Consider the following 22,715-nt stretch of genomic DNA (forward strand, 5'->3'; position numbering starts at 1 on the left):
TCATCCTATCCGGGTCCGGTCATCCGCTTGACTGCTCTTTGCTCTTTGTTTGTCATCACATCAGCGAAGCTTTAGGCATCCGCACGTTTCAGCTGCTTTAAGGCTACCGCCGCTGCCTGCTGCTCGGCTTCTTTCTTGGATCTGCCGCTTCCGCGTCCAAGACATTCGCTTCCCATGTATACCTCCGAGACAAACTCCCGCTCATGCGCCGGTCCTCGCTCTTCTACGATACGATATTCCAGTGCGCCCATGCCGTGATGCTGGGTCAGTTCCTGAAGCTCGGTCTTATAATCGCTCATCTGCGGTCGACCGTTGACGGTCACCGTAGGGAAGACGTGGTCGCTCAAAAACCGGCGAACCGCTTCCAATCCCTGATCCAGATAAAGCGCCCCCACAAATGATTCGAATACGTCCGCAAGAAGAGCCGGGCGGGTTCGACCGCCCGTCATTTCCTCTCCTTTGCCTAGCAGAACGTAACGTCCAAAGTCCAGACTTACAGCAAATTGCACCAGGGAGGGCTCGCATACGATAGCGGCCCGCAGCTTGGTTAACTCGCCTTCCGGACGGTCCGGAAAAAGGTTGTACAAGAATTCGCTGACCGTCAGTTCCAGAACGGCGTCTCCGAGAAATTCAAGTCGCTCGTTGTCCTGGCTCTGACTGAAGCGATGCTCGTTTACATAAGATGCGTGGGTAAAGGCCTGCTTCAGCAGCATTGCATTGCGAAACTGGATTTGAAGTTTATGCTGTAACTGCTTCAGATCTCCACTCAACACACTGTCCCCTTACTCGGCGTATTTTTTCAGGATAATCGTGGCATTATGCCCGCCAAACCCGAACGAATTGGACATCACGACATCCAAATCGGCTTTACGCGGGTGATTCGGCACGTAATCCAGATCGCACTCCGGATCCTGATCCTCCAGGTTAATCGTCGGTGCAATGGTCTGGTTCTTCAAGCTCAATCCGCAGATAACCGCCTCGACACCGCCGGCGGCCCCAAGCAAGTGACCTGTCATCGACTTGGTCGAGCTCACGGCCACTTTGTATGCATGGTCGCCAAGAGCCATCTTTACGGCCTTCGTTTCCGAGCGGTCACCCACCGGCGTAGAAGTCCCGTGAGCATTAATGTAATCCACGTCTTCCGGCGCAATGCCTGCGTCGCGGATCGCCATCTTCATGCAGCGGGCTGCCCCGTCCGGATCCGGCTCGGTAATGTGATGGGCATCGGCGCTAAGGCCGTAACCAACCACCTCGGCGTAGATCTTGGCTCCGCGTTTCAACGCGTGCTCAAGGGATTCGATGACGAGCACGCCGGCACCTTCACCCATGACAAAACCGTCGCGGCCGGTATCGAATGGCCGGCTGGCCTTCTCCGGCTCGTCATTGCGGGTCGACATTGCGCGCATAGCGCAGAAACCAGCCATCCCCGTCGGACGAATGGTCGCCTCCGCCCCGCCGCAGATCATGACGTCGGCATCGCCGCGCTGAATCAGGCGATAGGAATCGCCGATCGAATGCGTTCCGGTAGCACAAGCCGTCACTTGGGTGGTGTTCGGCCCTTTGGCTCCCAGATTGATGGACATTTGGCCTGAGGCCATGTTGGCGATCATCATCGGAATAAAGAAGGGGCTTACACGTTTCGGGCCTTTTTCCAGCAGGATGTTATGCTGATCCTCCCAGGTTCCCAAACCGCCGATACCCGATCCGATGGAAACGCCGACCCGCTCTGCATCGGCATTCACGCCGATATCAAGACCGCTGTCCTCCAGCGCCTTCGAACCAGCTGCCACAGCTAGCTGCACAAATCGGTCCATTTTGCGGGCTTCCTTGCGGTCCATGTAATCCTCCGGGTTGAAATCCTTCATGGACGCAGCGATCTGCGTGGTGTAATCACTCACGTCAAACGCTTCGATGCGGGATACCCCGGACTTGCCTTCCATCAAACTGTTCCAGAATGTATCAAGATCTTGACCAAGCGAGGTCATGACTCCCATTCCTGTTACAACGACTCTTTGTTTCAAACAGACTCACCTCTATGTGGACTGCCCGTCCATCTATGAAACCGTAAGGACTCAAGATGAACCAGAGCAGCAATAATCTATCACTTGTTAGAACTAAAGCTTTGATTGAATGTGGAGAAGTCCCGCCTTGCTAAAGAACGGGACTTAACTGTAATGACTTAGGTATGAGATTGTATGTAGTTTACAACTTCACCTACGGTCGTAATTTTCTCCGCATCTTCATCAGAGATCTCCATATCAAACTCATCTTCCAACTCCATCACCAATTCAACTACATCGAGAGAATCAGCTCCAAGGTCGTCTTTGAAAGATGCTTCTAATGTTACGTCGGCTTCGTCAACACCCAGGCGGTCGATAACGATGCGTTTTACGCGTTCCAATACATCGGACATCCGGCTCACCTCCTCTTGGTCATTATACGAGATATGACTTCAAATTGCCATAGAAGGCATTTGAAAACGATTTAGCGCCCGGCGCGTCAAGCGCCGGAACAGCAGCGGCTCTACATGTACATGCCGCCATCCACATGCAGCACCTGTCCAGTCATATAAGACGCGCTGGAAGATGCTAGAAAAGTCACAACGCCGGCAATCTCTTCCGGCTGGCCAAGACGGGCCAGCGGAATTCCGCCAAGCAGGCCTTCGCGCATGTCCTCGGGAAGTTCACGGGTCATGTCGGTATCGATAAATCCTGGCGCTACCGCATTAACCGTAATGCCACGGGAAGCCAGCTCCCTCGCGGCTGATTTGGTCAGACCGATGACGCCGGCTTTGGCCGCGACATAATTGGCCTGTCCCGGATTGCCAAGCGCTCCGACAACGGAGGATATGTTGATAATGCGTCCATAGCGCTGCTTCATCATGGGACGCGTCACCGCTTTGAGGCAATTGAATACCCCTTTCAGATTCGTTTCGATCACCTGATCGAACTCCTCTTCCTTCATGCGCATGATTAGATTATCTCTAGTAATCCCCGCATTATTCACCAAGATATCAATTCGACCAAAAGTCTCTAACACCTGCTTAACCATCGCATCGGCTTCCTCGGTCCGTCCGACGTTGGATTTAACCGCGATCGCCGAAACGCCCTTTGCGCGAATCGCCTCCACAACCTCGGTTGCGGCCGCTTCGCTTCCTGCATAATTGACAGCAACGTTCGCGCCAAGATCGGCAAGTGCGAGGGCAATGCTCCGGCCGATTCCTCGGGAAGCACCCGTAACAAGCGCAGTCTGTCCTTTTAGAGCTTCACTCATACCTGTTCCTCCTTTCCAGAGTGATCCGGTTGGCATCAAAAGCTGTTTAAACAACCGTCTCCAAACTATTGACGCTCTCCAGACTATTCACATTAATGACTTTGACGGATTTGTCAATTTTCTTGATCAAACCGCTGAGAACGCTGCCGGGACCAATCTCAACGAAGGTGTCCACGCCTTGAGCGATCATCCACTCCACGCTGTCATGCCACAGCACAGGGGAATAGACCTGCTCCACCAGCAAACCGCGGATGGCAGCCGCATCTTCCACCGGACGCGCCGTCACGTTGGCAACCACCGGTACGGAAGGTGCGTTGAATGAAGCCTGCTCCAGTTTGCCGGCCAGACGCTCAGCCGCCTCCTTCATTAAGGAAGAATGGAAGGGGCCGCTGACTTCCAGCGGGATGGCCCGCTTGCCGCCGGCTTCCTTGACTCTTTCTGCAGCAGCTGCAACGCCTTGAGCCGAACCGGAGATGACGATTTGCCCCGGGCAGTTCATGTTCGCAAGCTCTACGACATGCCCTTCTGCCGAAATGCCCTTGCACAGTTCGGCCAGGGCCTCCCTGTCTGCGCCGAGAACGGCTGCCATGGCGCCTTGTCCTCCGGGAACGGCGGCTTCCATGTATTCGCCGCGTGCTCTAACGATCGACACGGCTTCTTCGAACGAGAGCACGCCTGCGCACACAAGCGCACTGTACTCGCCCAGGGAATGGCCCGCAACGTAATCCGGCACGATTCCTTTGCCGCGAATAGCTTCCAGATAAGCCATGCTGGTTGCGAGCAGAGCCGGCTGCGTGTTGACGGTTTGCTTCAAATCTTCATCAGGGCCATTAAAAATAATGGAGCTGAGCGGAAATCCAAGCTGAGCATCCGCGGTTAGAAATAAATCGCGTGCGGAAGGAACCGCATCATAGGCGTCTTTTCCCATTCCGACGGACTGAGCGCCCTGACCCGGAAATATAAATGCTGTTTTACCCAAAATCGTTGGCTCCCTTCTCTTCTTTCACTAGTCCTGTTAAATCCATTCGGTTTACCAGATGAGTACGGAGGAACCCCATGTCAATCCGCCGCCAAAACCAACCATCAGCACCTTGTCCCCTTCTTTCAGGCGGCCGGACTCCTGGGCTTCCACGAGCGCCAGCGGCACGGAAGCGGCCGAGGTGTTGGCATACTTGTCAACATTGATGACAACTTTCTCCTCCGGAAGCTCCAATCGCTCCATGGCCGACTTGATAATCCGGATGTTCGCTTGATGAGGAACGAATAAATCAATATCTTTTTTGTCGATGCCTGCTTTGGATAAGACGGCTTCCGTGGCAGTGCCCATGACCCGCACCGCAAACTTGAACACTTCGCGGCCGTTCATGTAAATGTAGTGTTTGTTGGTGTTAATCGTTTCAGCGGACGCCGGCAATCTCGAGCCGCCTGCCTCGATATGCAGATGGGCCCCGCCCGCGCCTTCCGCGCCCAGATCAAACGCCTGGAATCCGCGGCCTTCCGGCACTTCGCCGACGATCGCCGCTCCGGCGCCGTCACCGAACAGGACGCAGGTGTTGCGGTCGGTATAGTCGGTAATCCGGGACAAGCAGTCCACCCCGATAACCAGGGCGTTGTTGTACATGCCCGTTTTCACGAAGTTGGTGGCAGTGGCCAGGCCGTATACAAATCCCGAGCAGGCCGCGGACAGGTCAAATGCCGCTGCTTTCTTGGCTCCAAGCCGATCCTGGAGCAAACAAGCGGTCGATGGAAAGAACATATCCGGCGTAATGGTCGCCACAATAATCAATTCCAGATCCTCAGCCTGCATGCCGGCGGATTTCAACGCATTCACAGCAGCGTGATAAGCCAAATCCGAAGTCGCTTCGTTCGGCGCGGCAATATGCCGCTCGCGGATTCCCGTCATCGAGACGATCCATTCGTCGCTAGTATCTACCATTTTTTCTAAATCGCTATTGGATAAAATCTTTTCAGGCACGTATTTGCCTGTGCCAATAATACCGACCGGACGCAAATTGTTCATTTCCTCACTCACTTCCCGCTGATTTCATTCGAAATACTCTCTACCAACCGGTTCTGCAGCGCCGTACGCGCTTGACGAACCCCATTCTTGATGGCGTTCGCATCCGACGAACCGTGGCTCTTGACAACCAGGCCGCCCAGACCAAGCAGCGGCGCACCGCCGTGCTCCTTATAATCGAGCGTCGATTTCAAGCTGCGAAGCTCCGGCATCATCAACGCGGCCGCCATCTTGGTCTTAAGGGACTTGCCGAACTGCTCCTTCAACAGCGAAAAGAGTGCACCGGCTGTTCCTTCAATCGATTTTAACAGAATATTGCCCGAGAACCCGTCGCAGACGAGCACGTCGCAAACGCCGTTCATGACATCGCGCGACTCCACATTGCCAACAAAATGAATAGGCAATTCCTCAAGCAACGGATATGCGTGCTTCGTCAATTCATTGCCCTTGCCCGGCTCGGTGCCGACATTTAACAGCCCGACGCGAGGTTTGGCGATACCGTGCACCTTCTCGCGATACAGGCTGCCCATCAGCGCATACTGCTGTAAATGCTCCGGCTTCGAGTCCATATTCGCTCCGAGGTCCAAGGCGAGCATCCCCTTGCCGTCGAGCGTCGGAATCATAGGGGCCAGCGCAGGGCGCTCAATCCCTTTCATCCTGCCCACGACGAGCAATCCGGTCGTCATGAGCGCTCCCGTGTTGCCCGCCGAGATCATGGCATCCGCTTCGCCTTCCCGAATCATCCGCCCCGCCACGACCATCGACGCATCCTTCTTCCGGCGAACGGCCTTAACCGGCTCATCCTCCGCTTCGATGACTTCGCTCGCATGAACCACCTTCAGATTGGACGGCTTGTCCTTCAGAAGGGCTCCAATCCGGGCCTCATCCCCGACGAGGATGATCTCGGTGTCGCTCCATTCCCGTGCGGCAATCAGCGCGCCGTCGACGTTGCTCTGGGGGGCATTGTCCCCGCCCATCGCATCAACCACAATTCTCATGCCAAATTTCCTCCCTCACTTATGTCATTCTCCTGCAGATCGGTAGATTACGAAATTCCCCTGAAACACCATTTCATCAGCGACATAAGTAAACACTTCCACCTTGGCCTTCCCCTTCTGGCCGGCAATGGACCTGACGTAGGCTTTGGCAATGCATTTCTCGCCGAGGCGCACCTGTCTCAAAAACCGTATATCCGCTGAAGACGTCAATGCGATTTCTTCATTGATCACGGCAATGGCAAGCGAATTGGCCTGAGCGAACACATAATGTCCGCGGGCAATCCGCGTTTTGCTGAAAACATGTTCCTCACGGATTTCAAATATCGATATTCCGCTCTTGTCCAACTGCAGGTCAACGACATCCCCGATCACCTCTTCAAGCGACAAGGAACGAACCTGGTCATAGGAATGCTCCGCCATCTGCTTCATTCGCTCGCGGAGCTCCGGGATGCCCAGTTCCATACGGTCAAGGCGTATCGTTTGAATGCTTACTTTAAGCTGGCGAGTCAACTCGCGGTCCGTAACAAAGGGATTCTCGTCGATCAGCTGAATCAGCCGCTGGTGACGGTCTTTCTTGGATAAACGATCGATGACGAAACAACTCCTTCTGCCGCTATGGTAGCCGCCAATCTTCAAACATACTTATATGTAAATTAGTCGCAAATATTAGAACCTGGTACTAATGTTAAGTATAAATCATGTCACGTTAAAAAGAAAGAGGGACTTGAGACAAAAAAAATAGCACCTCACCAAAGATGAAGTACTACTTATTTAGAAACTATTGTTTGATGATCTCTCTTGCTTTATACGTTCCGCACACTTTACATACGCGATGAGCAAGCTTCAATTCACCACATTGCTCGCATTTCACCATGCCTGGCACAGCCAGCTTAAAATGAGTACGACGCTTGTCACGACGTGTTTTGGACGTTCTACGTTGAGGTACTGCCATGTTCCCACCTCCTTATCAATTCAACCCGCTGAACACGGGTGCCATATCCATCATCATTTAAAGAAGTCCTTCAGTCCGGCTAGCCTAGGATCGATCACTTCCGTATCGCAGTCGCAGGTGCCTTCATTCAGGTCCTTGCCGCAATTCGGGCAGAGTCCCTTGCAGTCGGCTTTGCAAACCGGAGCTAGCGGCAGGTGGAGCAGAAATGCTTCTTCTACATAGGGAGTGAGATCCACACTCTCACCCTGCACGTATGTAGTATCGTCATCCTCATCCTGAACAACAGATTCAGGATCTTCCACCGGCTGGAATACTTCATGAAAAGGGATGTGCACATGCTCGCTGATCGGCTTCAGGCAGCGGGAGCAATTCATCTCCAGCTCGCCTTGCAATCGTCCGCGAACATCCACCGAACCGGTAACCGACGGAGTTGCTTTCAAATCCACGTCTAATGGCTTAACCGCAACAATATCCTTCCGGTCCTTAATGGCATTGCTTACATCCACGGTTTGATGGAACTGTAACGGTTGATCGCTGGTTGTCAATTTACGAAATTGAATTAGCATATCCATCACTCCAAACAAACAAAGATTATTATACCGATTCCCAGAGAGTTTTGTCAACAGGATAACCCTAACAACCTCTATATTGTTACCCGATATTTCTCTTCATACTACCAGAATTATAACACTCCCGGGAGGGGCGCTTATTGTTGCAGGAACGTCATGCAATTATGTTATATTCTAATCAAGGAGTTGAAACGAATGAAAACGGTTGGCATAGTTGTTGAATATAATCCCTTACATAACGGTCATGTACTGCATTATCGCAGTTCCAAAGAAGTATCAGGGGCAGATGCCGTCGTCGCGGTGATGAGCGGTCCGTTTCTCCAGCGCGGCGAACCTGCCATCGCTAGCAAGCGCGCTCGGGCGGAAATGGCCCTTGCCATGGGAGTTGACCTGTGCCTCGAGCTGCCGGTAACCTATGCCGTGCAGCCTGCGGAATGGTTCGCGTTCGGTGCGGTAGCCATTCTGGAAGCTACGGGCGTCGTGGATTGCCTTTCCTTCGGATCCGAAAGCGGGACGCTGGAGCAAATCCTGCCGTTGTCCCGTTCGCTCGCAAACGAATCCGGCGAGCTTCGATCCGAAATCGAAAAGCGCCTCCGGGAAGGCATGAACTTCCCATCTGCCTACGGCGCTGCCGCCGCTGTCCTTTTCGGTGAATCCGGTCCTGCAACGGCAACGGCAGAGCTGCAAGAGCTGCTCACGCAGCCGAACAACTCCCTGGGGCTGCACTATCTGATCGCACTCCAGCGCCTGGGCAGCCGCATTACGCCCTATACCATTCCAAGAGTAAGCGCACATTACCACGATCCGCTGCCGGGAACGTCATCCATTGCCAGCGCAACCGCCATCCGGAACATGATTCTGTCACAAGGCTTGGAAGCCGCCAGACCCTATATGCCGGAATTCACGTACGACATCATGGAGCGGGAAATCAAGAGCGGACTAGCTCCGGTCCATTGGGAGCAGTTTCGCCAGCCGCTGTTCCAAGCCCTGCTCACGCATACACCCGCTCAGCTTGAAAGCTTCCTCGAAGTAACCGAGGGCTTGGAGCATCGTGTTCAGCGCTCGCTATCGCAGCTGGAACAGCCGACGGTTGACGCCCTTCTGGAAGCCTTGAAGACCAAGCGCTATACGCGTACCAAGCTTCAACGCATGCTGATGCACATCATGCTGAATCATGACAAGGCATCGATGAATCGTGAAGAGCTCGCCAAAGGTCCGGGATATATCCGGGTCCTCGGCTTCAGCGAGACGGGGCGTTCGCTGCTGAAACGAATGAAGCGAAGCGCTTCACTCCCCGTCATTCATCAGCCGGCTAAGCTGGAGCATCCTCAGCTGGAGCGTGACTTGGCGGCAGCCGCCGTCTATGCTAACGGGCAACCTAGGCCCCAAATCCGAAACTACTACAGCGATTACCTGCTGCCGCCGCTCACCCCTTAGGCGGCAGCTCCTCCAAATAATCCACGGCATCCTGCAGGTCCTCGACCGGGATCAGCTTCATATCCGTTTTGATCCGGTCCGCGCGCTTCTTGGCTTCATCATAATTTTTTTGAGGCACAAAAAAGATATCGGCTTCCTTCCGGTCGGCAGCCACGATCTTGTGCTTCACGCCGCCAATGGGGCCAACGGCGCCTGATTTATCGATGGTACCCGTTCCGGCTACCCGGTAACCCTTGCTTAAATCCCCGTCGGTAAGCTGATTATAGATCTCAAGGGTGAAGATCAGTCCGGCTGACGGTCCTCCGATGTTGGTATCCGCAAAGTGAATGGTGTGATCGGGATCGGCCGGCTCCACATTCTGCATCGTGGCAATCATGACGCCTAATCCCGGACGCTCCGCGCCGGTCTTCTCATCCTTAATGCTTACAAGCTTTACCTGTTCCTTCACGGTTTTTCCTTTGCGTTCAAGCTCCACGGAAACCTCTTCTCCGATGCTCTTCCCGCTTAACAGGCTGGCAATCTTCTCATTATCCTCTGCAGGCTGCCCATCGATCTTGATCAATTTATCGCCAGGCCGAAAATGCTCGGCATTGGCCGAATTCTCGGAGATCGACATCACGAATACGTAAGCGGGCTCGATGCTGTAATCGATTCCTGCCTCCTGATAAGCGGCTTCCATCGCTGAAGACTGCGAAGAGTTCATATAATACACTTGCGTGGCCGCATACTCGTCCTTGCTCTGATCGCCCATCTTTTCGGCCTTCTTCACGACCTCTGCATTAGGATTAAACGCTGACAGCATTAACAAAGCCATATTGGCATAGCTTGCCGACACGGTAGTCATCATGAACGTACCCTCTTCCGCCGGATCGCCCTTCTCGACATTGATCATGGGGCGAACCTCTTCGGCACTCCCGGGCTGGTATACAAGATAAGGGGTCGGCATATAAACGACAACGTACAGCATGACCCCGACCAGCAACAAATACAGCGCAATTTTTAAGCCATTCGGTTTTACAGACTTCTTCATGGTTTTCCTTCCCTCCGCCTCATATATCCAGCCTTCCACCAAGTTTGGTCTGACGGTTGTCTCCTCTGCATAAAGTTGTACTAGCCATGTTTACGCCGAAAGGAGATTCCTTATGAATAAAGACAACGCCGTCAAGTCATCCAACGGACTGTGGAACACCATTCTTCTCGGTGCCGCCGCGTTCCTGCTTGTACTGGCCGTCGTCAGCGCGCCCGAACCCGCCTTCCAAGCCACCCTGCAAGCACTCAAGCTGTGGTGGAATATCGTATTTCCATCTTTGCTGCCTTTTCTCGTGCTGGTGGAAATCCTCATCGCTTACGGCTGGGCCCACGGGGTTGGCGTACTGCTGGACCCTATGATGAAAAAAATATTCAAACTCCCCGGTACTGGCGGCTGGGTTCTTATAACAGGAATGACAGCCGGGTTCCCGGCAGGCGCTCAGGCCGCGGCCGGCATGCACAAACAAGGCGAGCTCCGTGCCGTTGACGCCGGCAGGCTTGCCGCTTTGGCCCATTTTTGCAATCCGATGACCATCCTCGTTGTCATCGGAACCGGCCTGCTGCATAAACCGGAAGCCGGTTATCTGCTACTGATCGTCCACTGGATATCCGGCCTGCTGGCCGCATGGACATTCAGTCTATTCAGCAAATCGCCCTCTGCAGAAGCCGGGAAGAAGGGCGCACCCTTCGTTAATGACCGGATGAACGAATGGGCGAAGCGTCCGATTCTTCGACGGGCAGCCTCCGCCGCGCTGGACGCCCATCGACGGGATGGGCGAAGCTTCGGCAAACTACTTGGCGAATCCGTTACCCGTTCGGTACAGACCTTAATGATGACGGGCGGCTTTATCTTGTTCTTCGCCGTTCTTACTAGAGTATTGGGCGGCCAGCTGCTGCCCCAGCTTCCATCCTATCTTGTGCCCGGGATATTGGAAGCCCATCTGGCCGCCCAATCGATCAGCTCCTCGGCATTTCAAGCAGGGGCTCTGCAGCTGGCAGTCCTGTCCGCCGCACTGGCATGGAGCGGAATCAGCGCCCATCTGCAAAGCCTGTCGCTGATGCGGGAAGCCGGTCTCTCCTGGCGTTACTTTATGGCAAAGCGATTCCTGCATTCGATCCTCGCCTTTGTCATTACATTGGCCATATGGAAACCGGTCAGCACCCTTTCCGCGGGCATCGTGCCGGCATTCCGAACGGAACCGATCAATCATGCCGATACGGAACAATTCTTCAATTTTTGGAGCGGACTGCCTTCTTTCCTGCAGGTTCAAGGCATGATCTGCTTGTTATTAATAGCGGCTTTCTGGCTATGCTCCCGTCTTATCGGGCGTGATCCCCGCTGAATTTGCGGCGCAACGCCGCATCGACCTCGGGGCTGACCAAATCTGTAGTGTCGCCGTTAAAATGCGCAATTTCCTTCACAAGACTGGAACTCAAGAACGAATATTTCGGATGCGTCATCATAAAGATGGTCTCCGCATCCGGATTCAGCTTATGGTTGGTGGATGCCAGCTGAAGCTCATATTCAAAGTCGGTCACGGTCCGGATCCCGCGTACGATGACCTGCGCATTCTTCTGACGGATATAGTTCGCCAAAAGGTCGCGGAAGCTGTCGATTTCCACATTCGGCAGATGCGCGGTCGCCTGTCTCAGAAGGTCCTTACGCTCGTCCACCGTGAAGAGCGGGTTCTTGCTTAAATTATTGAGTACGGCCACGATCAGCAGATCAAACTGCTTCGAAGCACGTGTGATGATGTCCATGTGTCCCATGGTGACCGGATCAAAACTTCCCGGGTATACGGCAACGCGGTATGTACTAGTATTCTCATTTGTCATCGTGTAATTCCTCCTCATCAAGCTCCGTCGCTTGATCTTGCGCTGTGTCATAACGATATATCGATACGGCGGTTTCTCCGTATTTCGCGGTTCGGATACAATGAAAATCGCCAAATTCCTCAGCATAATTGTAACTTGATTCGTATTCCAATACCACCAGGGCTGAATCCTGCAGCAACCCTCGCTCGGCCATATCCAGCATCAGTTCATCGCCGTTCTTGAACCTGTACGGCGGGTCCAAGAAGACCAGATCGAAGCCATAGCCTCGCTTTTCAAGCGCTTTAAGCGCCCGTGCCGCATCGTTGCGATATACCTCTGCGCTTTCCTCAAGCCGGGCCGCTTTCAAATTATCCTTGATCGTGCTAATGCTTTTCGGTTCCACATCAACAAAAACAGCACGATCCATCCCCCGGCTTAACGCCTCAATGCCAAGGCCTCCCGTGCCTGCGAACAGGTCAAGCGCGATTCCTCCCTCAAAGTAAGGGCCGATCATACTGAATATGGATTCTTTCACTTTATCCGTCGTCGGACGGGTGCTTGTACCCGGCACGCTTTTGAGCGGCCGGCCTTTTGCACTTCCGGATACTACTCTCACTGCTTCATTCACCCGTTTCATTATCTATAAATTAGATGCCCAGACAACGCCATGGACAGTGATTATCGTAACACAATCATCCCATATATGAAAAATGAAACGTAACAGCTCCCAACTTTTTTTCAGAGCAAGGTATATTTCTGCACCAGCCGGGCATCCTTGAAATATCGACATCAATGAATGTCGTAGACAACCGCGGAGAAGACTTACGTTTCCCCATAAGCTCTTCGTCCGGTTTCTCCTCTCCCATGAGGGAGTCACTTCGGTGGCTCCCGAACAAAAGCCCTGTAATGTCAACATGTTGTTACGGGGCTTTTGTTCTTTTTTTTATGTTCAGCCGCTCTAGATTGAGCGGCTTTATATGTTTTTCAGACCCTCGGTCTGTTGGTCCAGCAATCCATAGGTGTAATGAAGCATAACCAATCCCTCTCTGCGAACGTTCATATTATATAAGAGCATGATGGGAGGAGTTCAAGATGGACCTGCTGGTGTACGCAGGAATGGCTTGTCTCTTGGTGACAGGAATCCTATCGGGAGCGTTTACAACGGGGTACCAGCAGAGAGGCAACTTCTATGCCGATTCCAAGGACGACCGCGCATCCAGAAAAAAGGCGGCCAATTGGTTTTTTCTCGCGGGAATTGTATTTCTTGCAGCAGCCGGTATTGTATATCTTCTGTTCCGTTAACAAGAAACTTCCAATGATGAAGAGGAGGGATTCGATTATGAATGGTTTCATTAGCAATGAAACTAAGGAAATAGAACTCGCGAGAATGAAGTATGCTCTGTTCATAATAATTTCAATCGTTACGTTCAGAAAGTTCCCAAAAATCGAAACTGTGAAAAATGATGCATGCGCGGTTTTATTGCTCTTGAAAGGAACCGGCTTATCTTATATGTCGGGCCGGGACAAATTCATCGAATAATGGCAAGCTTCATCTGCAAAACGCCCCCATCCGGGAGCGTTTTTTTGTTCCTTTTTAATCAACGCTCCCCTAAATCTTGCAGGAATAACGCCTATTTTGTCGAAAACAATGAGGTTGTTTGAAAAATATTCCTATTTGTTCAGTGAAGAGAGGTCATGTAAGTGAAAAGAACGTTGTATGTTCTCGTGTTATTCAGCATGCTGGCAGGGCTTGGTTTTGCGGGGACGACGCAAGACATCGCTTCTGCCGACGGGGCCGAGCTCCGGATCCAAGACATTGCGGGAAGGAACACCTATCTGATGAGCGACGGCTCCATGTGGTCCCTGATTGACGGGCGCCACGCCATTCGAACACCAGGTAACGTCGCAGCCATCAGCGGATATGAATACGGCGGCATCGGCATGACGCAGGAGGGCCGCTTAGTGGAGTGGGACATCGGCAAGGGGCCCCAGGTCGTTCCGGGAACAAGCGGCGTGAAGCAGATAGCCGGTTCCTACTGGCTGAAGTCGGACGGTACCGTATGGGCCGGCGATGAAAAAGCGAAGAACCTCAGCGGCATATCGCTGATCGCCAATGCGGATCAGGAATTCGCTGCATTATCCTCCAATGGAGAGCTGCTGCTCCAGGATAACTACAAAAAGGGGCAGTTCAAAAAGCTCGGGATCGTGGAAAACCCGGCAGCCGTCAAATCCATGACGGTACACAGCGGACGCGTTGCCCTGCTGCATGACAACGGCGACGTGGTCGTGTACGAGACGTCCAACTTCGACGATAACGGGCAGATCATACCGGTTACCGTGGCCCAGAACGCAGCTCATATCGTCTATGCATCGAGTGAGCCGACGGATCTTCTCATGGTGACGCTCCAGGACGGAACCGTATGGACTACCGGCGAGTATAAAGACCGCTGGAAACTCAAAGAGCAGATTACCGGACTTAGCGGGATCGTAAAAACATCCATCTATGGGGATGCAAAGGATTTGTCGGAAGGCTTTTATGCGCAGCGGAGTGATGGGAGCTGGGTACATCATAAGGAGGGACAGAACAAGAACATCGATGTACCGGTAGTCAAGAGCTTGTCCGTTGCCATATCCGATGCGACGCCTTATGTAGGAGAATCGCTGGAAGTGAGCATCCAGGAAACCTATACGAACGGGGCGAAAATCAAGGTACCGGTTAAAGACGCCGGCATCGATATCGAGAAGCCGTATTTGTTGAGTATGCAGAAGAATGGGATGCTGAAATCTGCCGGCGTGGGCAAAACGCAGATTACGGTAACCTCCGGCGGCCAGTCCAAATCGGTGACGGTATCGGCCAGCCTGCGCAACAATTTGAAATACGCAAAACAGGTCAACGGCAATGTCATGGTACCGGCTAAATCCGTCATCCAGGCACTGGGCGGCACCTACTCGGCTAAAAACGGAAGCGTGGAGGCGAAGTTCGGCCAGACCCTGCTTTCGTTCAAAGCAGGCAGCAACCAGGCCAAGCTGAATGAAAGCACCATCCGACTCAAAGCCGCACCCGTGAACGACAAGGGCGAGCTGCTCATTCCGGCCTCCGTGTTATCCGATGCTCTGGGAGCTAAAACCAGCTGGGATGCCAAGTGGAAGCAAGCTCAAATCTCCCTCGGCGCGGATGCGGCCATGACCGTCGTCTCCAGCGAAACGGCTGGATTGATCAAAAAAGCGATGCAGGGCAATTTGGTTAAGTATATCGGCCGAACGTATTGGGTGAACGAATTCGAAGATTTGGAACGCTTCTCGAAATTGACCGTTACCGACATTTTGCCTGACGACAAGGGCGAATTCAACGTAATCTTCAAATCGGCATCGGGGAAAACGGTAAAAAGTTATCCTATGCGGTCTTCGGAAGTGACGCAGCTGTTTGCGGACCGTTCCTCGTTATTAACTTACGATCCCTATAAAAAACACAAATGGTCCGCCTCCGTCTGGAAGCAGATCAAAGCCGGGCAGGTTTCCCTCGGCATGACGAAAGAGCAGGTACAGCTTTCATGGGGGAACCCGGCTGCCAAAGACATTACCTCCGGCGGCGGAAAAACCATTGAAACTTGGGGGTACTCCAATTTCAATATCGTATCTTTCGTAAACGGGAAAGCCATATTGATCATGATGTAGCATGAAGGGGACACAAGTTAATAAAGCTCGTTATTCATAAAAAAGACCGTCCTAAGAAGCAGCAATGCCTCTTTGGGACGGTCTTTCCTTGTGACTGCTCATGGTGCCTGGTATTCTCTTATTGATTCATTGGTTTTGTTCGCTCAAAAGATGGATTAGATAAATGCGCGAGTAATGATCACCAACAAGATGAACAATACCAAAATAGCACCTACAGAAGAGCCATATCCATAGCCGCCGCCGTAGCCTTCTCCTACTCCGCTCACAACAATCCCTCCTTTTTTGAACATACCACATGTTATGTCGTTTCCGCTAAAATGAACTGGGCTGCCGCCTGTTCGCGATAAGAATAGTGAACCCGCCCAAATGCGCGCATCTGCGGGTCTCTATACGCCGATTTTCCATGATTCCCATATGAAAGAGGCGTGGTGGAACCGTCGTTCAACCACGCCTCACTATAATTACTGTATTTTCTGCAGTTGCGGAACCTGTACTTTCTCATTCCGTTCGTTGTCATGGTCTGGATGCACGATTCGTCTGCGGCGATCGACCAAGCCTTCTTCTCCCAGCTCCCGATATTTGCGCATCCACACTTTCAGCCGTCCGATGTCTGATATTTGTAAGGCGGATGCCACTTCTTTCTTCGTCATGCCTTCCAGCCGCATGGCGACTGCCTTTTTCTTAGTTTCGAAACTGTAATGATGGAATGTCTGTCCCTTTTTCGCCATGATTATCACCTCTTTACTACCTATATCGGTTATCACCTGGCTACTTTCAATACCTGCGACCTATTCCGACATGCGCATCCTATTAAGGTCTATAGAACCGACCGCATTTCCCCCTAAATAAATCCATGATATGGTATAATTTGGGCTACGACATTACAAGGAAATAGAGGGATTTGTTTGTTTAAACTTATTATTTTCGGATTTTTGTTTTACATTTTCGGGAATCCGATAACGGCGATTCTCGTGCTGCTTCTTATCGTGTACGTGCTGGATCGCCGTTTTGTCGGGGTATTTCCCAGTGTGACGAAGCCGTTCAAGCGTGCAAGGGCTATATCCAAGCTGCGCAGACAGATTGCGGTCAGCCCCAGCGACGTATCATCCCGGCACGAGCTTGCCCGATTGCTGCTGGAGCGTCGCAAGTATGGAGAGGCCCTAAAGCTCCTGGAAACCATGGAATCCAGTTTAGAGGATTCCGCCGAATTCTGGGACGATATCGGAAGCGCGCGTCTGCATACCGGCAGCATCGCTCAGGGAGAGGCGGATATCGTCCGGGCCCTTCAAATCAATCCGAGGGTCAAATATGGCCGGCCTTACCTTAGGCTTGCCGAGGCGTTTCGGGATTCGGATCGTGAGAAGGCACTCCACTATTTGGAGCAGTTCCATGCCATCCACTCTTCCTCCAGCGAAGCCTTTTATTTGCTGGGGTATATGTATCAATCGCTGGGAAGGGCCGAAGATGCCAAGAAATCCTATCAGGAATCGATGGACGTGTATCGCTCGCTGCCCAAATACAAAAAACGGCAGGAACGCAAATGGGCGGTTCGAAGTTGGTTCAGGAACTTATTCTAAGCGTTAATATTGGCTTAAACCAAAAGGACGTCCGTTAGAGGTCATGGGACCCGGGGACGTCCTTTTTTTGATGAGAATTTCCGTTTCCTATGCAAGTGGCTTGTACCCAAGCCGGTTTAACTGTTCCGCGATCACCCGGTACCCTCGGCCATTCGGGTGTAAACCGTCCACCGACATCAGTTCCTTCTCTCGGCCAGAAAATTGTGCGTAAATATCCGCAACGCGAAAATAGCCGTCGCTCAACCCCATCAAATGCCGATTGAACCGAATCACGTATTCCGTTGCCTCCGTCCAGGCCGGATATGGATTATACAGACCGATAGCGCGAATAAAATAAGGCTTGCTGGCCGGTGACTTTATTTTGCGGATATGTTTGACGATATTAGCCACATGGTGCTGGCATCGATACAAGGCGGTGTCCAGCACCTCCCGATTCGGTCGACCTCCCGTGGACTTCACCGCACGAATCAGGTCATTGCCACCGATCGACATCGTGATAATCTGGGCCTGCTGCAAATGATAGCGATACGTTGGAAACTGAACGACCCGATCGTATAATTCATCCGAGGTTAATCCATTCACCCCGAGATTCTCATGGGCCACGAATTGGCGAAGTTTCTCCTCCGCCATCCGACGGTATAACGGAACAAAACCGCTGCCAGGCATCGCCCCAAACCCAAAGGTCAAGGAATCGCCGACAGCGGTATAATGGTACACCAACATGTTCACCCCCTGCCCCGCTCGTTACGACATTATATGAGGAATGCCTCCTGTGCGAAACGGGTATATGAACTTGAATGGCAATTTTAATTCCTATCGGAGACGCAACATCCATCCATAGGAATGACTATTCTTCGGATTCCTCCACCTCATAAATGCAGCGGAATCTTTCGACGCCCGGGTACTTCTCTCCCAGGCTGTAAACCTCGAAACCGATACTGCGGTAGAAGTTCACGGCTTCTTCGTCCGTTTCCGCAATGACTCGTTCCGGTTTAGGCTGCACCTCGAGGAGCAGCTCCAAAATCAACCCGCGTCCGTATCCCTTCCCCCGATTCTCCGGCAGGACCGCTAAATGCCGGATGATAAGCTCGTCCTCCTTCACATCAAAACCGATGACTCCCAGAAGAAGTCCGTCCTCTTCGTAGCCGAACAACCGGCTGTCGCCACCCTGATAAAATGCGGCTGCCTCGTCCACCGCCTCCGGATCCGGGAAAACCGAGTAATTGAGCAGCTCCTTGATTTCGGGCTGCGACGCTTGCATCGTTATATCTTTAAGCATACCTATCTCCAATCTAAACTCATGTAGGACTACAGCATCTTCTCTGCGCTGATCCCCAGCTTGCGCAGCAGCATGGCCGCCTGCGCTCTTTCCTCTTCCGACAATCCGCTAAGCACCTTCACCATCAATTCCTGATGCTGAGGGAAGATGGCCTCGAAGAATTCCTTCCCCTCTGCGGTCAGCTCGGCATAGATCACGCGGCGGTCCTCAGCGGAAGCCCGGCGAACAAGCAGGTTTTTCTTCTGAAGCTTATCGACCACGTATGTAATGTTACCGCTGGAGATCAGCACCTTCTCCCCTATTTTTTGCAGCGGCTGCGGACCTTTGTGGTACAGCACATCCAATACCCCAAATTCGGTGGAATTCAAACCGTGGCTGTTGATGCTTCGATGCGAATGCGTCATCACTGCGTTATAAGCTCTGGCCAGGACTACCAGCAAATGCAGCGGGTAATCCTCGTGTTCTTGAAAATCCGACATACTTCACCCTCCGAAAGATATCATGTATTTAAGGTTAATGAACGCCGGATCAACTGTCAAATGTATTCTTGGCCTGCATGCTCGCGGAATGCAATATCCGTACCGAACCGTCCCGGCAGCCGATAATCGCTTGGTCGGCCATGCCGATGAACAGACCATGTTCAACCACGCCGGGTACAGTGCCTAAACGGGAGCTCAATTCCTCCGGCCCCGAGATTTCCTGGAACCGGCAATCAGCAATATAATTCCCGTTATCCGTTACATACAACCCTTCATCCGGTTGACGGCGCAATTGGACCGAACAACCAAGCTGTGCCAGGGACCGAATCGTCCACTCATAGGCAAAAGGGACAATCTCAACCGGCAGCGGAAAAGCGCCCAGTTGAGCTACCGCTTTTGCCTCATCCGCCACAATCACGAGCCGTTCGCTGTGATAAGCCGTGATCTTCTCGCGAAGAAGGGCTCCGCCTCCTCACTTGATTAACCGCAGCTGATCATCCAGCTCGTCAGCCCCGTCGATCGTCAAATCCAGGCGATCGATCTGGTGTACGGGCGTCAGGGGTATTCCTTGTTCCATCGCCAGCTTCTCCGAAGCGTCAGAGGTAGCCACGGCTTGGATCGAGAGTCCGGACCTGACCATCTCCCCGATTTTGAGAATGGCGTAATAGGCGGTGGAGCCTGTGCCTAGACCGATCTTCATCCCGTCCTGAACATACTTGGCGGCATGCTCAGCCGCTATTTTCTTCATATTCATTTCACTCGTCATAGGACCCGCTCCTTCGTCTTAAGCTGAATCAAATGTTATAATATGGGGTACAGTGATCATTTTCATGCCAAAGGAAAGGATTATGCCATGCGAACAGAGAACCAGATCAAATCCAAAATCAATGAACTTTCGATGCAAAAGAAAAAACTGCAAACCCGACTGGCAGCTCTCGAAGAGAACAGCCCTGAGCGCGCTTCCCTTCTCAATCAGGATGCCCGTCTTGACGACATGATTACCATGCTGGAATGGGTGCTGTTTGAACCAAGCGGTTCCTATCATATGTAATAAACGGCGAATAAACGGCAGGGGCGCACATTTGCGCCCCTGCTTTTTATTAAGATTATAGAATACACCATATTACAGCAGAGCTGAACACTTCTATTATCACAAGGTTTTTTCTTAAGATCTCAGAAGTATGAACTTCGAAGCATGGGCCTTCCTGATATCGCAAGAAAAACGTCCTATACATGCGGTCTGTCTTCTGAGGATGTACCTCGATAGAGGTTTTTCTTAAGATCTCAGAAAGTATAAACATCGAAGCATGGACCTTCCTGATATCGCAAGAAAAACGTCCTAAAAATGCGGTCTGTCTTCTAAGAATGTACGTCGATAGAGGTTTTTCTTATACTTGCGCCTCCTTCTCCTGCGTGAACCGCTCCAGCCAACGGACATAGAGCTCTTCATTCTCGGGAGAAAAGCAAACGAAATCAACCCGCTCCAGCCGGTTATCCGGCAGATCTTCCTCAAGCAGCTTCGTCACCGCCTTTAACGCCACGTCACATGCCGGAGCTTTAGGATACTCATAGATACCCGTGCTTATATTAGGAAAGGCGATGCTTTTGGCACCGACCTCGATTGCAAGCAGGAGACTGTTGCGGTAGCATTCCGCCAGCGTATGCTCCTCGCGCCTTCCGCCGCCCTCCCAGATCGGGCCGACGGTATGAATGATATGCTGGGCAGGAAGCCGGCCTGCTCCTGTAATCACGGCGTTGCCTGGCGGGCAGCCGCCTTGCTGCTTGCGAATTTCCATGCACTGCTCCATGATCTCCGGCCCTCCAGCGCTATGAATCGCGCCATCCACGCCTTTTCCGCCCAGCAGTCCCGAATTTGCAGCATTGACGATAATGTCGCCCGTCCATGTCGTAATATCGCCTATAAAGACGGAGACCGATGTCCTTCCGATTTTAAATGTTTTCATTTCGGAAAATCTCCTTTCGGTCTTTTATTTCTCTATTACCCCGCAACAGGGTGGATTGACCCTGTTCGGCCTATTCTGTCCTCGCCTTTTTTTTCGCGGCGTGAGACAGACGGTCGGTTAAGCTCTTCTCCTCCGGCCCCTGCAGCGCTTCCTCCACGGTCCGATAAAACATCAGCGTGCCGGTGTCCCTGGCCTTGGTCAGATGATGAAGAAACACGTTGCCGGCTTGCTCCAGCTTCAAGTCTTCGGATTCATTTTTAACCCGGCAAAGATATACCTTCATCAAGCCTTGCGGATCGCGAAATTCCATGACGCCGATCGGACTCAGCGTCCTTTTGTCCTCCTCGGTGAATTGAGGCGTCATATAAACGGTATATTCCGAAGCAGGCGGAGGAATGTATGCTTCCCGTTTTTTATCCGCAATTAATTTGGAATTCATAAACGCGATGTAACCCGCTGCCGCGAACAATAGGATGCAGGCAGCGATTGCGATATTCTGCATGAATGTCTCTCCTTGTACATAATCAGTCCATGAGGCATTAACCTAAAAATCTTCTGTTATATAAACACCCGCAATACGGCAATAGCCAGTAAATGCAGCGGATAAAATGAACGCCATACCCAGCGGCTCACACGGACGGACTCCAGTTTTCTCCATACATGAGGGCCATAAGCTATCACGGCCGTCGGGATCACGCTCCACATCTGCAGCTCCCAATCATTAAGGAACCAGAACAGCAGGTTCAATAACATATGAAGCGGAACGAGCCAGCCGGCCTGAGCATATCGGAAAATCAAGATCAACAGCAAGCCGTAGGCTCCGTAATCAAACGGAAACTCACTCATCAACGCACAGGCTGCAACAACCACCATCCATGATAGCAGCCGGGAATCCGATCGTTCCAGCACATAAAGAACCAAGGCACCGGCCAACAACGTTACGACCACGTTCAGCCCTTCGGGATCCAGCGCAAGCTGGTACGGAATTTGGGAGACCGCTGCAATAACGGCCAGCCGTGCGATATACTTGGGTCTCGATGAAGTATAGCGGTGTCCCTGCACGAGAGCGTAAACATAGATTGGAAATGCGATGCGGCCGATGATTCTCCACATCTCCTGATGCGGAAAAAACACAAGCCCGATATGATCAATCAGCATCGTCAGCATGGCGATCCACTGCATGATAACCCCCTCCTCGCACGGTAAGATGAACATTCGTTATGTATGTGGAATCGATATATCTATTATGGGTTGCAAACAGGGGACTTGCAAGCGGAGAAAAGATGAAGAATTGGGTATCCGGCATCCATGTCCGATATCCTATATAATAAGAACAAAGGCGGCTTGGGGACGAAGGAAACGCTGGTTTGAATCCTAGTATCAACATCTTCTCAGATGGAGGTGACTGCCCGATGGAAAAGAAAAAAAACAACATGGGCTTAGGCATATGCATGGGGATCGGCGTGGGTGTGGCGATTGGAGTGGCAATGAATAATATTGCTATTGGCATAGCAATCGGTGTTGCCATCGGCATATCGTTCGGCTCCGCCATGACAAACAAGAACAAAAAGCCACCCCAAGAATAAACGAAAACGCCAAAGAACAAGGAATAGACCACCCGGCTAGAATCGGGTGGTCTATTCGGGTTCCG

28 protein-coding genes and 1 pseudogene are annotated in these 22,715 nt (G+C 52.1%); 7 read left to right on the forward strand and 22 right to left on the reverse strand.

What is annotated here, in order from left to right; translation table 11 throughout:
* Positions 1 to 71: 71 nt before the first annotated feature.
* The 10 genes from rnc to MHI43_RS21570 all read right to left on the reverse strand — a co-directional run bounded on the left by rnc (position 72) and on the right by MHI43_RS21570 (position 7,806).
* Positions 72 to 770, reverse strand: a complete 699-nt coding sequence (gene rnc / locus MHI43_RS21525; protein ID WP_036663972.1) for a ribonuclease III — start codon at positions 768 to 770, stop codon at positions 72 to 74.
* 12 nt (positions 771 to 782) lie between these two features.
* Positions 783 to 2,021, reverse strand: coding sequence for a beta-ketoacyl-ACP synthase II (fabF, locus tag MHI43_RS21530; protein ID WP_015736369.1), 1,239 nt, complete (start codon positions 2,019 to 2,021; stop codon positions 783 to 785).
* A gap of 158 nt (positions 2,022 to 2,179) precedes the next feature.
* The gene (gene acpP / locus MHI43_RS21535; RefSeq protein WP_006211375.1) at positions 2,180 to 2,413 is read right to left on the reverse strand and encodes an acyl carrier protein; all 234 of its coding nucleotides are present in this window, start codon (positions 2,411 to 2,413) and stop codon (positions 2,180 to 2,182) included.
* Positions 2,414 to 2,523: 110 nt separating this feature from the next.
* Complete coding sequence (gene fabG / locus MHI43_RS21540; RefSeq protein WP_009594984.1) at positions 2,524 to 3,273, reverse strand: 3-oxoacyl-[acyl-carrier-protein] reductase; 750 nt, start codon at positions 3,271 to 3,273, stop codon at positions 2,524 to 2,526.
* Positions 3,274 to 3,319: 46 nt separating this feature from the next.
* Positions 3,320 to 4,252 carry an ACP S-malonyltransferase gene (fabD, locus tag MHI43_RS21545; RefSeq protein ID WP_015736370.1) on the reverse strand — a complete coding sequence of 311 codons (933 nt, stop codon included), beginning with the start codon at positions 4,250 to 4,252 and terminating at the stop codon, positions 3,320 to 3,322.
* Between the two features lie 51 nt (positions 4,253 to 4,303).
* Entirely contained in the window at positions 4,304 to 5,293 is a 990-nt protein-coding gene (locus MHI43_RS21550; protein ID WP_015736371.1) for a beta-ketoacyl-ACP synthase III, read from the reverse strand.
* A gap of 8 nt (positions 5,294 to 5,301) precedes the next feature.
* Positions 5,302 to 6,288, reverse strand: coding sequence for a phosphate acyltransferase PlsX (gene plsX / locus MHI43_RS21555; RefSeq protein WP_015736372.1), 987 nt, complete (start codon positions 6,286 to 6,288; stop codon positions 5,302 to 5,304).
* A 24-nt stretch (positions 6,289 to 6,312) separates the two neighbouring features.
* Positions 6,313 to 6,924 (reverse strand): transcription factor FapR, encoded by a 612-nt coding sequence (fapR, locus tag MHI43_RS21560; RefSeq protein ID WP_015736373.1) that lies wholly within the window; start codon positions 6,922 to 6,924, stop codon positions 6,313 to 6,315.
* 142 nt (positions 6,925 to 7,066) lie between these two features.
* Positions 7,067 to 7,240 carry a 50S ribosomal protein L32 gene (gene rpmF / locus MHI43_RS21565; protein ID WP_006211382.1) on the reverse strand — a complete coding sequence of 58 codons (174 nt, stop codon included), beginning with the start codon at positions 7,238 to 7,240 and terminating at the stop codon, positions 7,067 to 7,069.
* Positions 7,241 to 7,293: 53 nt separating this feature from the next.
* Positions 7,294 to 7,806, reverse strand: coding sequence for a DUF177 domain-containing protein (locus MHI43_RS21570; protein ID WP_015736374.1), 513 nt, complete (start codon positions 7,804 to 7,806; stop codon positions 7,294 to 7,296).
* 198 nt (positions 7,807 to 8,004) lie between these two features.
* Between MHI43_RS21570 and MHI43_RS21575 the strand changes: the two genes are divergently transcribed.
* Positions 8,005 to 9,246, forward strand: coding sequence for a nucleotidyltransferase (locus MHI43_RS21575; protein ID WP_015736375.1), 1,242 nt, complete (start codon positions 8,005 to 8,007; stop codon positions 9,244 to 9,246).
* Here MHI43_RS21575 and MHI43_RS21580 read toward each other — a convergent pair.
* Positions 9,236 to 10,276, reverse strand: coding sequence for a SepM family pheromone-processing serine protease (locus MHI43_RS21580; RefSeq protein WP_036664035.1), 1,041 nt, complete (start codon positions 10,274 to 10,276; stop codon positions 9,236 to 9,238). The two genes, MHI43_RS21575 and MHI43_RS21580, sit on opposite strands and share 11 nt — an antisense overlap.
* 112 nt (positions 10,277 to 10,388) lie before the next feature.
* On the opposite strand from MHI43_RS21580, the gene MHI43_RS21585 reads away from it, so the two are divergent.
* Positions 10,389 to 11,618: a nucleoside recognition domain-containing protein gene (locus tag MHI43_RS21585; RefSeq protein ID WP_036663974.1), complete on the forward strand. Its 1,230-nt coding sequence runs from the start codon at positions 10,389 to 10,391 to the stop codon at positions 11,616 to 11,618.
* Here the strand turns inward: MHI43_RS21585 and coaD are convergent.
* Positions 11,596 to 12,111 (reverse strand): pantetheine-phosphate adenylyltransferase, encoded by a 516-nt coding sequence (gene coaD / locus MHI43_RS21590; RefSeq protein WP_009595333.1) that lies wholly within the window; start codon positions 12,109 to 12,111, stop codon positions 11,596 to 11,598. The two genes, MHI43_RS21585 and coaD, sit on opposite strands and share 23 nt — an antisense overlap.
* Positions 12,101 to 12,706 (reverse strand): 16S rRNA (guanine(966)-N(2))-methyltransferase RsmD, encoded by a 606-nt coding sequence (gene rsmD, locus MHI43_RS21595; protein ID WP_015736378.1) that lies wholly within the window; start codon positions 12,704 to 12,706, stop codon positions 12,101 to 12,103. Before rsmD ends, coaD begins: the two co-directional genes overlap by 11 nt.
* 476 nt (positions 12,707 to 13,182) lie before the next feature.
* Between rsmD and MHI43_RS21600 the strand changes: the two genes are divergently transcribed.
* Both MHI43_RS21600 and MHI43_RS21605 read left to right on the forward strand, forming a co-directional pair.
* Complete coding sequence (locus MHI43_RS21600) at positions 13,183 to 13,392, forward strand: DUF5316 family protein (RefSeq protein ID WP_015736379.1); 210 nt, start codon at positions 13,183 to 13,185, stop codon at positions 13,390 to 13,392.
* 399 nt (positions 13,393 to 13,791) lie between these two features.
* Positions 13,792 to 15,765 carry a stalk domain-containing protein gene (locus tag MHI43_RS21605; protein WP_015736380.1) on the forward strand — a complete coding sequence of 658 codons (1,974 nt, stop codon included), beginning with the start codon at positions 13,792 to 13,794 and terminating at the stop codon, positions 15,763 to 15,765.
* A 155-nt stretch (positions 15,766 to 15,920) separates the two neighbouring features.
* Here the strand turns inward: MHI43_RS21605 and MHI43_RS21610 are convergent, their stop codons facing one another.
* Entirely contained in the window at positions 15,921 to 16,031 is a 111-nt protein-coding gene (locus tag MHI43_RS21610) for a hypothetical protein (protein WP_015736381.1), read from the reverse strand.
* Positions 16,032 to 16,226: 195 nt separating this feature from the next.
* Positions 16,227 to 16,493 carry a helix-turn-helix domain-containing protein gene (locus MHI43_RS21615; protein WP_015736382.1) on the reverse strand — a complete coding sequence of 89 codons (267 nt, stop codon included), beginning with the start codon at positions 16,491 to 16,493 and terminating at the stop codon, positions 16,227 to 16,229.
* Between the two features lie 177 nt (positions 16,494 to 16,670).
* On the opposite strand from MHI43_RS21615, the gene MHI43_RS21620 reads away from it, so the two are divergent.
* Entirely contained in the window at positions 16,671 to 17,342 is a 672-nt protein-coding gene (locus tag MHI43_RS21620; RefSeq protein WP_036663981.1) for a tetratricopeptide repeat protein, read from the forward strand.
* A gap of 87 nt (positions 17,343 to 17,429) precedes the next feature.
* Here MHI43_RS21620 and MHI43_RS21625 read toward each other — a convergent pair whose 3' ends face one another.
* The 4 genes and pseudogenes from MHI43_RS21625 to rpiA form a co-directional block, all read right to left on the reverse strand.
* On the reverse strand, positions 17,430 to 18,065 hold the full coding sequence (locus MHI43_RS21625; RefSeq protein ID WP_015736384.1) for a GDSL-type esterase/lipase family protein: 636 nt from the start codon (positions 18,063 to 18,065) through the stop codon (positions 17,430 to 17,432).
* A 124-nt stretch (positions 18,066 to 18,189) separates the two neighbouring features.
* Positions 18,190 to 18,621 (reverse strand): GNAT family N-acetyltransferase, encoded by a 432-nt coding sequence (locus tag MHI43_RS21630; RefSeq protein ID WP_036663984.1) that lies wholly within the window; start codon positions 18,619 to 18,621, stop codon positions 18,190 to 18,192.
* 29 nt (positions 18,622 to 18,650) lie between these two features.
* Positions 18,651 to 19,100, reverse strand: a complete 450-nt coding sequence (locus MHI43_RS21635) for a MarR family transcriptional regulator (RefSeq protein WP_015736386.1) — start codon at positions 19,098 to 19,100, stop codon at positions 18,651 to 18,653.
* Positions 19,101 to 19,149: 49 nt separating this feature from the next.
* A pseudogene (gene rpiA / locus MHI43_RS21640) lies at positions 19,150 to 19,866 on the reverse strand (ribose-5-phosphate isomerase RpiA).
* Between the two features lie 87 nt (positions 19,867 to 19,953).
* Here rpiA and MHI43_RS21645 point away from each other — a divergent pair.
* On the forward strand, positions 19,954 to 20,151 hold the full coding sequence (locus tag MHI43_RS21645; protein ID WP_015736388.1) for a hypothetical protein: 198 nt from the start codon (positions 19,954 to 19,956) through the stop codon (positions 20,149 to 20,151).
* A gap of 337 nt (positions 20,152 to 20,488) precedes the next feature.
* Here the strand turns inward: MHI43_RS21645 and MHI43_RS21650 are convergent, their stop codons facing one another.
* The 3 genes from MHI43_RS21650 to MHI43_RS21660 all read right to left on the reverse strand — a co-directional run bounded on the left by MHI43_RS21650 (position 20,489) and on the right by MHI43_RS21660 (position 22,246).
* Entirely contained in the window at positions 20,489 to 21,064 is a 576-nt protein-coding gene (locus MHI43_RS21650; protein ID WP_015736389.1) for a macro domain-containing protein, read from the reverse strand.
* 70 nt (positions 21,065 to 21,134) lie between these two features.
* Positions 21,135 to 21,566, reverse strand: a complete 432-nt coding sequence (locus MHI43_RS21655; RefSeq protein WP_036663988.1) for a hypothetical protein — start codon at positions 21,564 to 21,566, stop codon at positions 21,135 to 21,137.
* 56 nt (positions 21,567 to 21,622) lie between these two features.
* Positions 21,623 to 22,246, reverse strand: a complete 624-nt coding sequence (locus MHI43_RS21660) for a TraX family protein (protein WP_009592213.1) — start codon at positions 22,244 to 22,246, stop codon at positions 21,623 to 21,625.
* A gap of 230 nt (positions 22,247 to 22,476) precedes the next feature.
* Here MHI43_RS21660 and MHI43_RS21665 point away from each other — a divergent pair, with 230 nt between their 5' ends.
* Entirely contained in the window at positions 22,477 to 22,650 is a 174-nt protein-coding gene (locus MHI43_RS21665; RefSeq protein WP_200868621.1) for a hypothetical protein, read from the forward strand.
* The last annotated feature ends 65 nt before the right edge of the window (positions 22,651 to 22,715 follow it).

The sequence above is a fragment of the Paenibacillus sp. FSL H8-0457 genome (assembly GCF_038051935.1).
GTDB classification, from domain to species: domain Bacteria; phylum Bacillota; class Bacilli; order Paenibacillales; family Paenibacillaceae; genus Paenibacillus_AQ; species Paenibacillus_AQ lautus_A.

Bases quoted from the DNA above. Each gene is read 5' to 3' on its own strand.
- acpP (WP_006211375.1), bottom strand. From the start codon at position 2,413: ATGTCCGATGTATTGGAACGCGTAAAACGCATCGTTATCGACCGCCTG.
- fabG (WP_009594984.1), bottom strand. From the start codon at position 3,273: ATGAGTGAAGCTCTAAAAGGACAGACTGCGCTTGTTACGGGTGCTTCC.
- MHI43_RS21550 (WP_015736371.1), bottom strand. From the start codon at position 5,293: ATGAACAATTTGCGTCCGGTCGGTATTATTGGCACAGGCAAATACGTG.
- plsX (WP_015736372.1), bottom strand. From the start codon at position 6,288: ATGAGAATTGTGGTTGATGCGATGGGCGGGGACAATGCCCCCCAGAGC.
- rpmF (WP_006211382.1), bottom strand. From the start codon at position 7,240: ATGGCAGTACCTCAACGTAGAACGTCCAAAACACGTCGTGACAAGCGT.
- MHI43_RS21570 (WP_015736374.1), bottom strand. From the start codon at position 7,806: ATGCTAATTCAATTTCGTAAATTGACAACCAGCGATCAACCGTTACAG.
- MHI43_RS21575 (WP_015736375.1), top strand. From the start codon at position 8,005: ATGAAAACGGTTGGCATAGTTGTTGAATATAATCCCTTACATAACGGT.
- MHI43_RS21580 (WP_036664035.1), bottom strand. From the start codon at position 10,276: ATGAAGAAGTCTGTAAAACCGAATGGCTTAAAAATTGCGCTGTATTTG.
- MHI43_RS21585 (WP_036663974.1), top strand. From the start codon at position 10,389: ATGAATAAAGACAACGCCGTCAAGTCATCCAACGGACTGTGGAACACC.
- coaD (WP_009595333.1), bottom strand. From the start codon at position 12,111: ATGACAAATGAGAATACTAGTACATACCGCGTTGCCGTATACCCGGGA.
- MHI43_RS21600 (WP_015736379.1), top strand. From the start codon at position 13,183: ATGGACCTGCTGGTGTACGCAGGAATGGCTTGTCTCTTGGTGACAGGA.
- MHI43_RS21615 (WP_015736382.1), bottom strand. From the start codon at position 16,493: ATGGCGAAAAAGGGACAGACATTCCATCATTACAGTTTCGAAACTAAG.
- MHI43_RS21625 (WP_015736384.1), bottom strand. From the start codon at position 18,065: ATGTTGGTGTACCATTATACCGCTGTCGGCGATTCCTTGACCTTTGGG.
- MHI43_RS21630 (WP_036663984.1), bottom strand. From the start codon at position 18,621: ATGCTTAAAGATATAACGATGCAAGCGTCGCAGCCCGAAATCAAGGAG.
- MHI43_RS21635 (WP_015736386.1), bottom strand. From the start codon at position 19,100: ATGTCGGATTTTCAAGAACACGAGGATTACCCGCTGCATTTGCTGGTA.
- MHI43_RS21645 (WP_015736388.1), top strand. From the start codon at position 19,954: ATGCGAACAGAGAACCAGATCAAATCCAAAATCAATGAACTTTCGATG.
- MHI43_RS21650 (WP_015736389.1), bottom strand. From the start codon at position 21,064: ATGAAAACATTTAAAATCGGAAGGACATCGGTCTCCGTCTTTATAGGC.
- MHI43_RS21655 (WP_036663988.1), bottom strand. From the start codon at position 21,566: ATGCAGAATATCGCAATCGCTGCCTGCATCCTATTGTTCGCGGCAGCG.
- MHI43_RS21660 (WP_009592213.1), bottom strand. From the start codon at position 22,246: ATGCAGTGGATCGCCATGCTGACGATGCTGATTGATCATATCGGGCTT.
- MHI43_RS21665 (WP_200868621.1), top strand. From the start codon at position 22,477: ATGGAAAAGAAAAAAAACAACATGGGCTTAGGCATATGCATGGGGATC.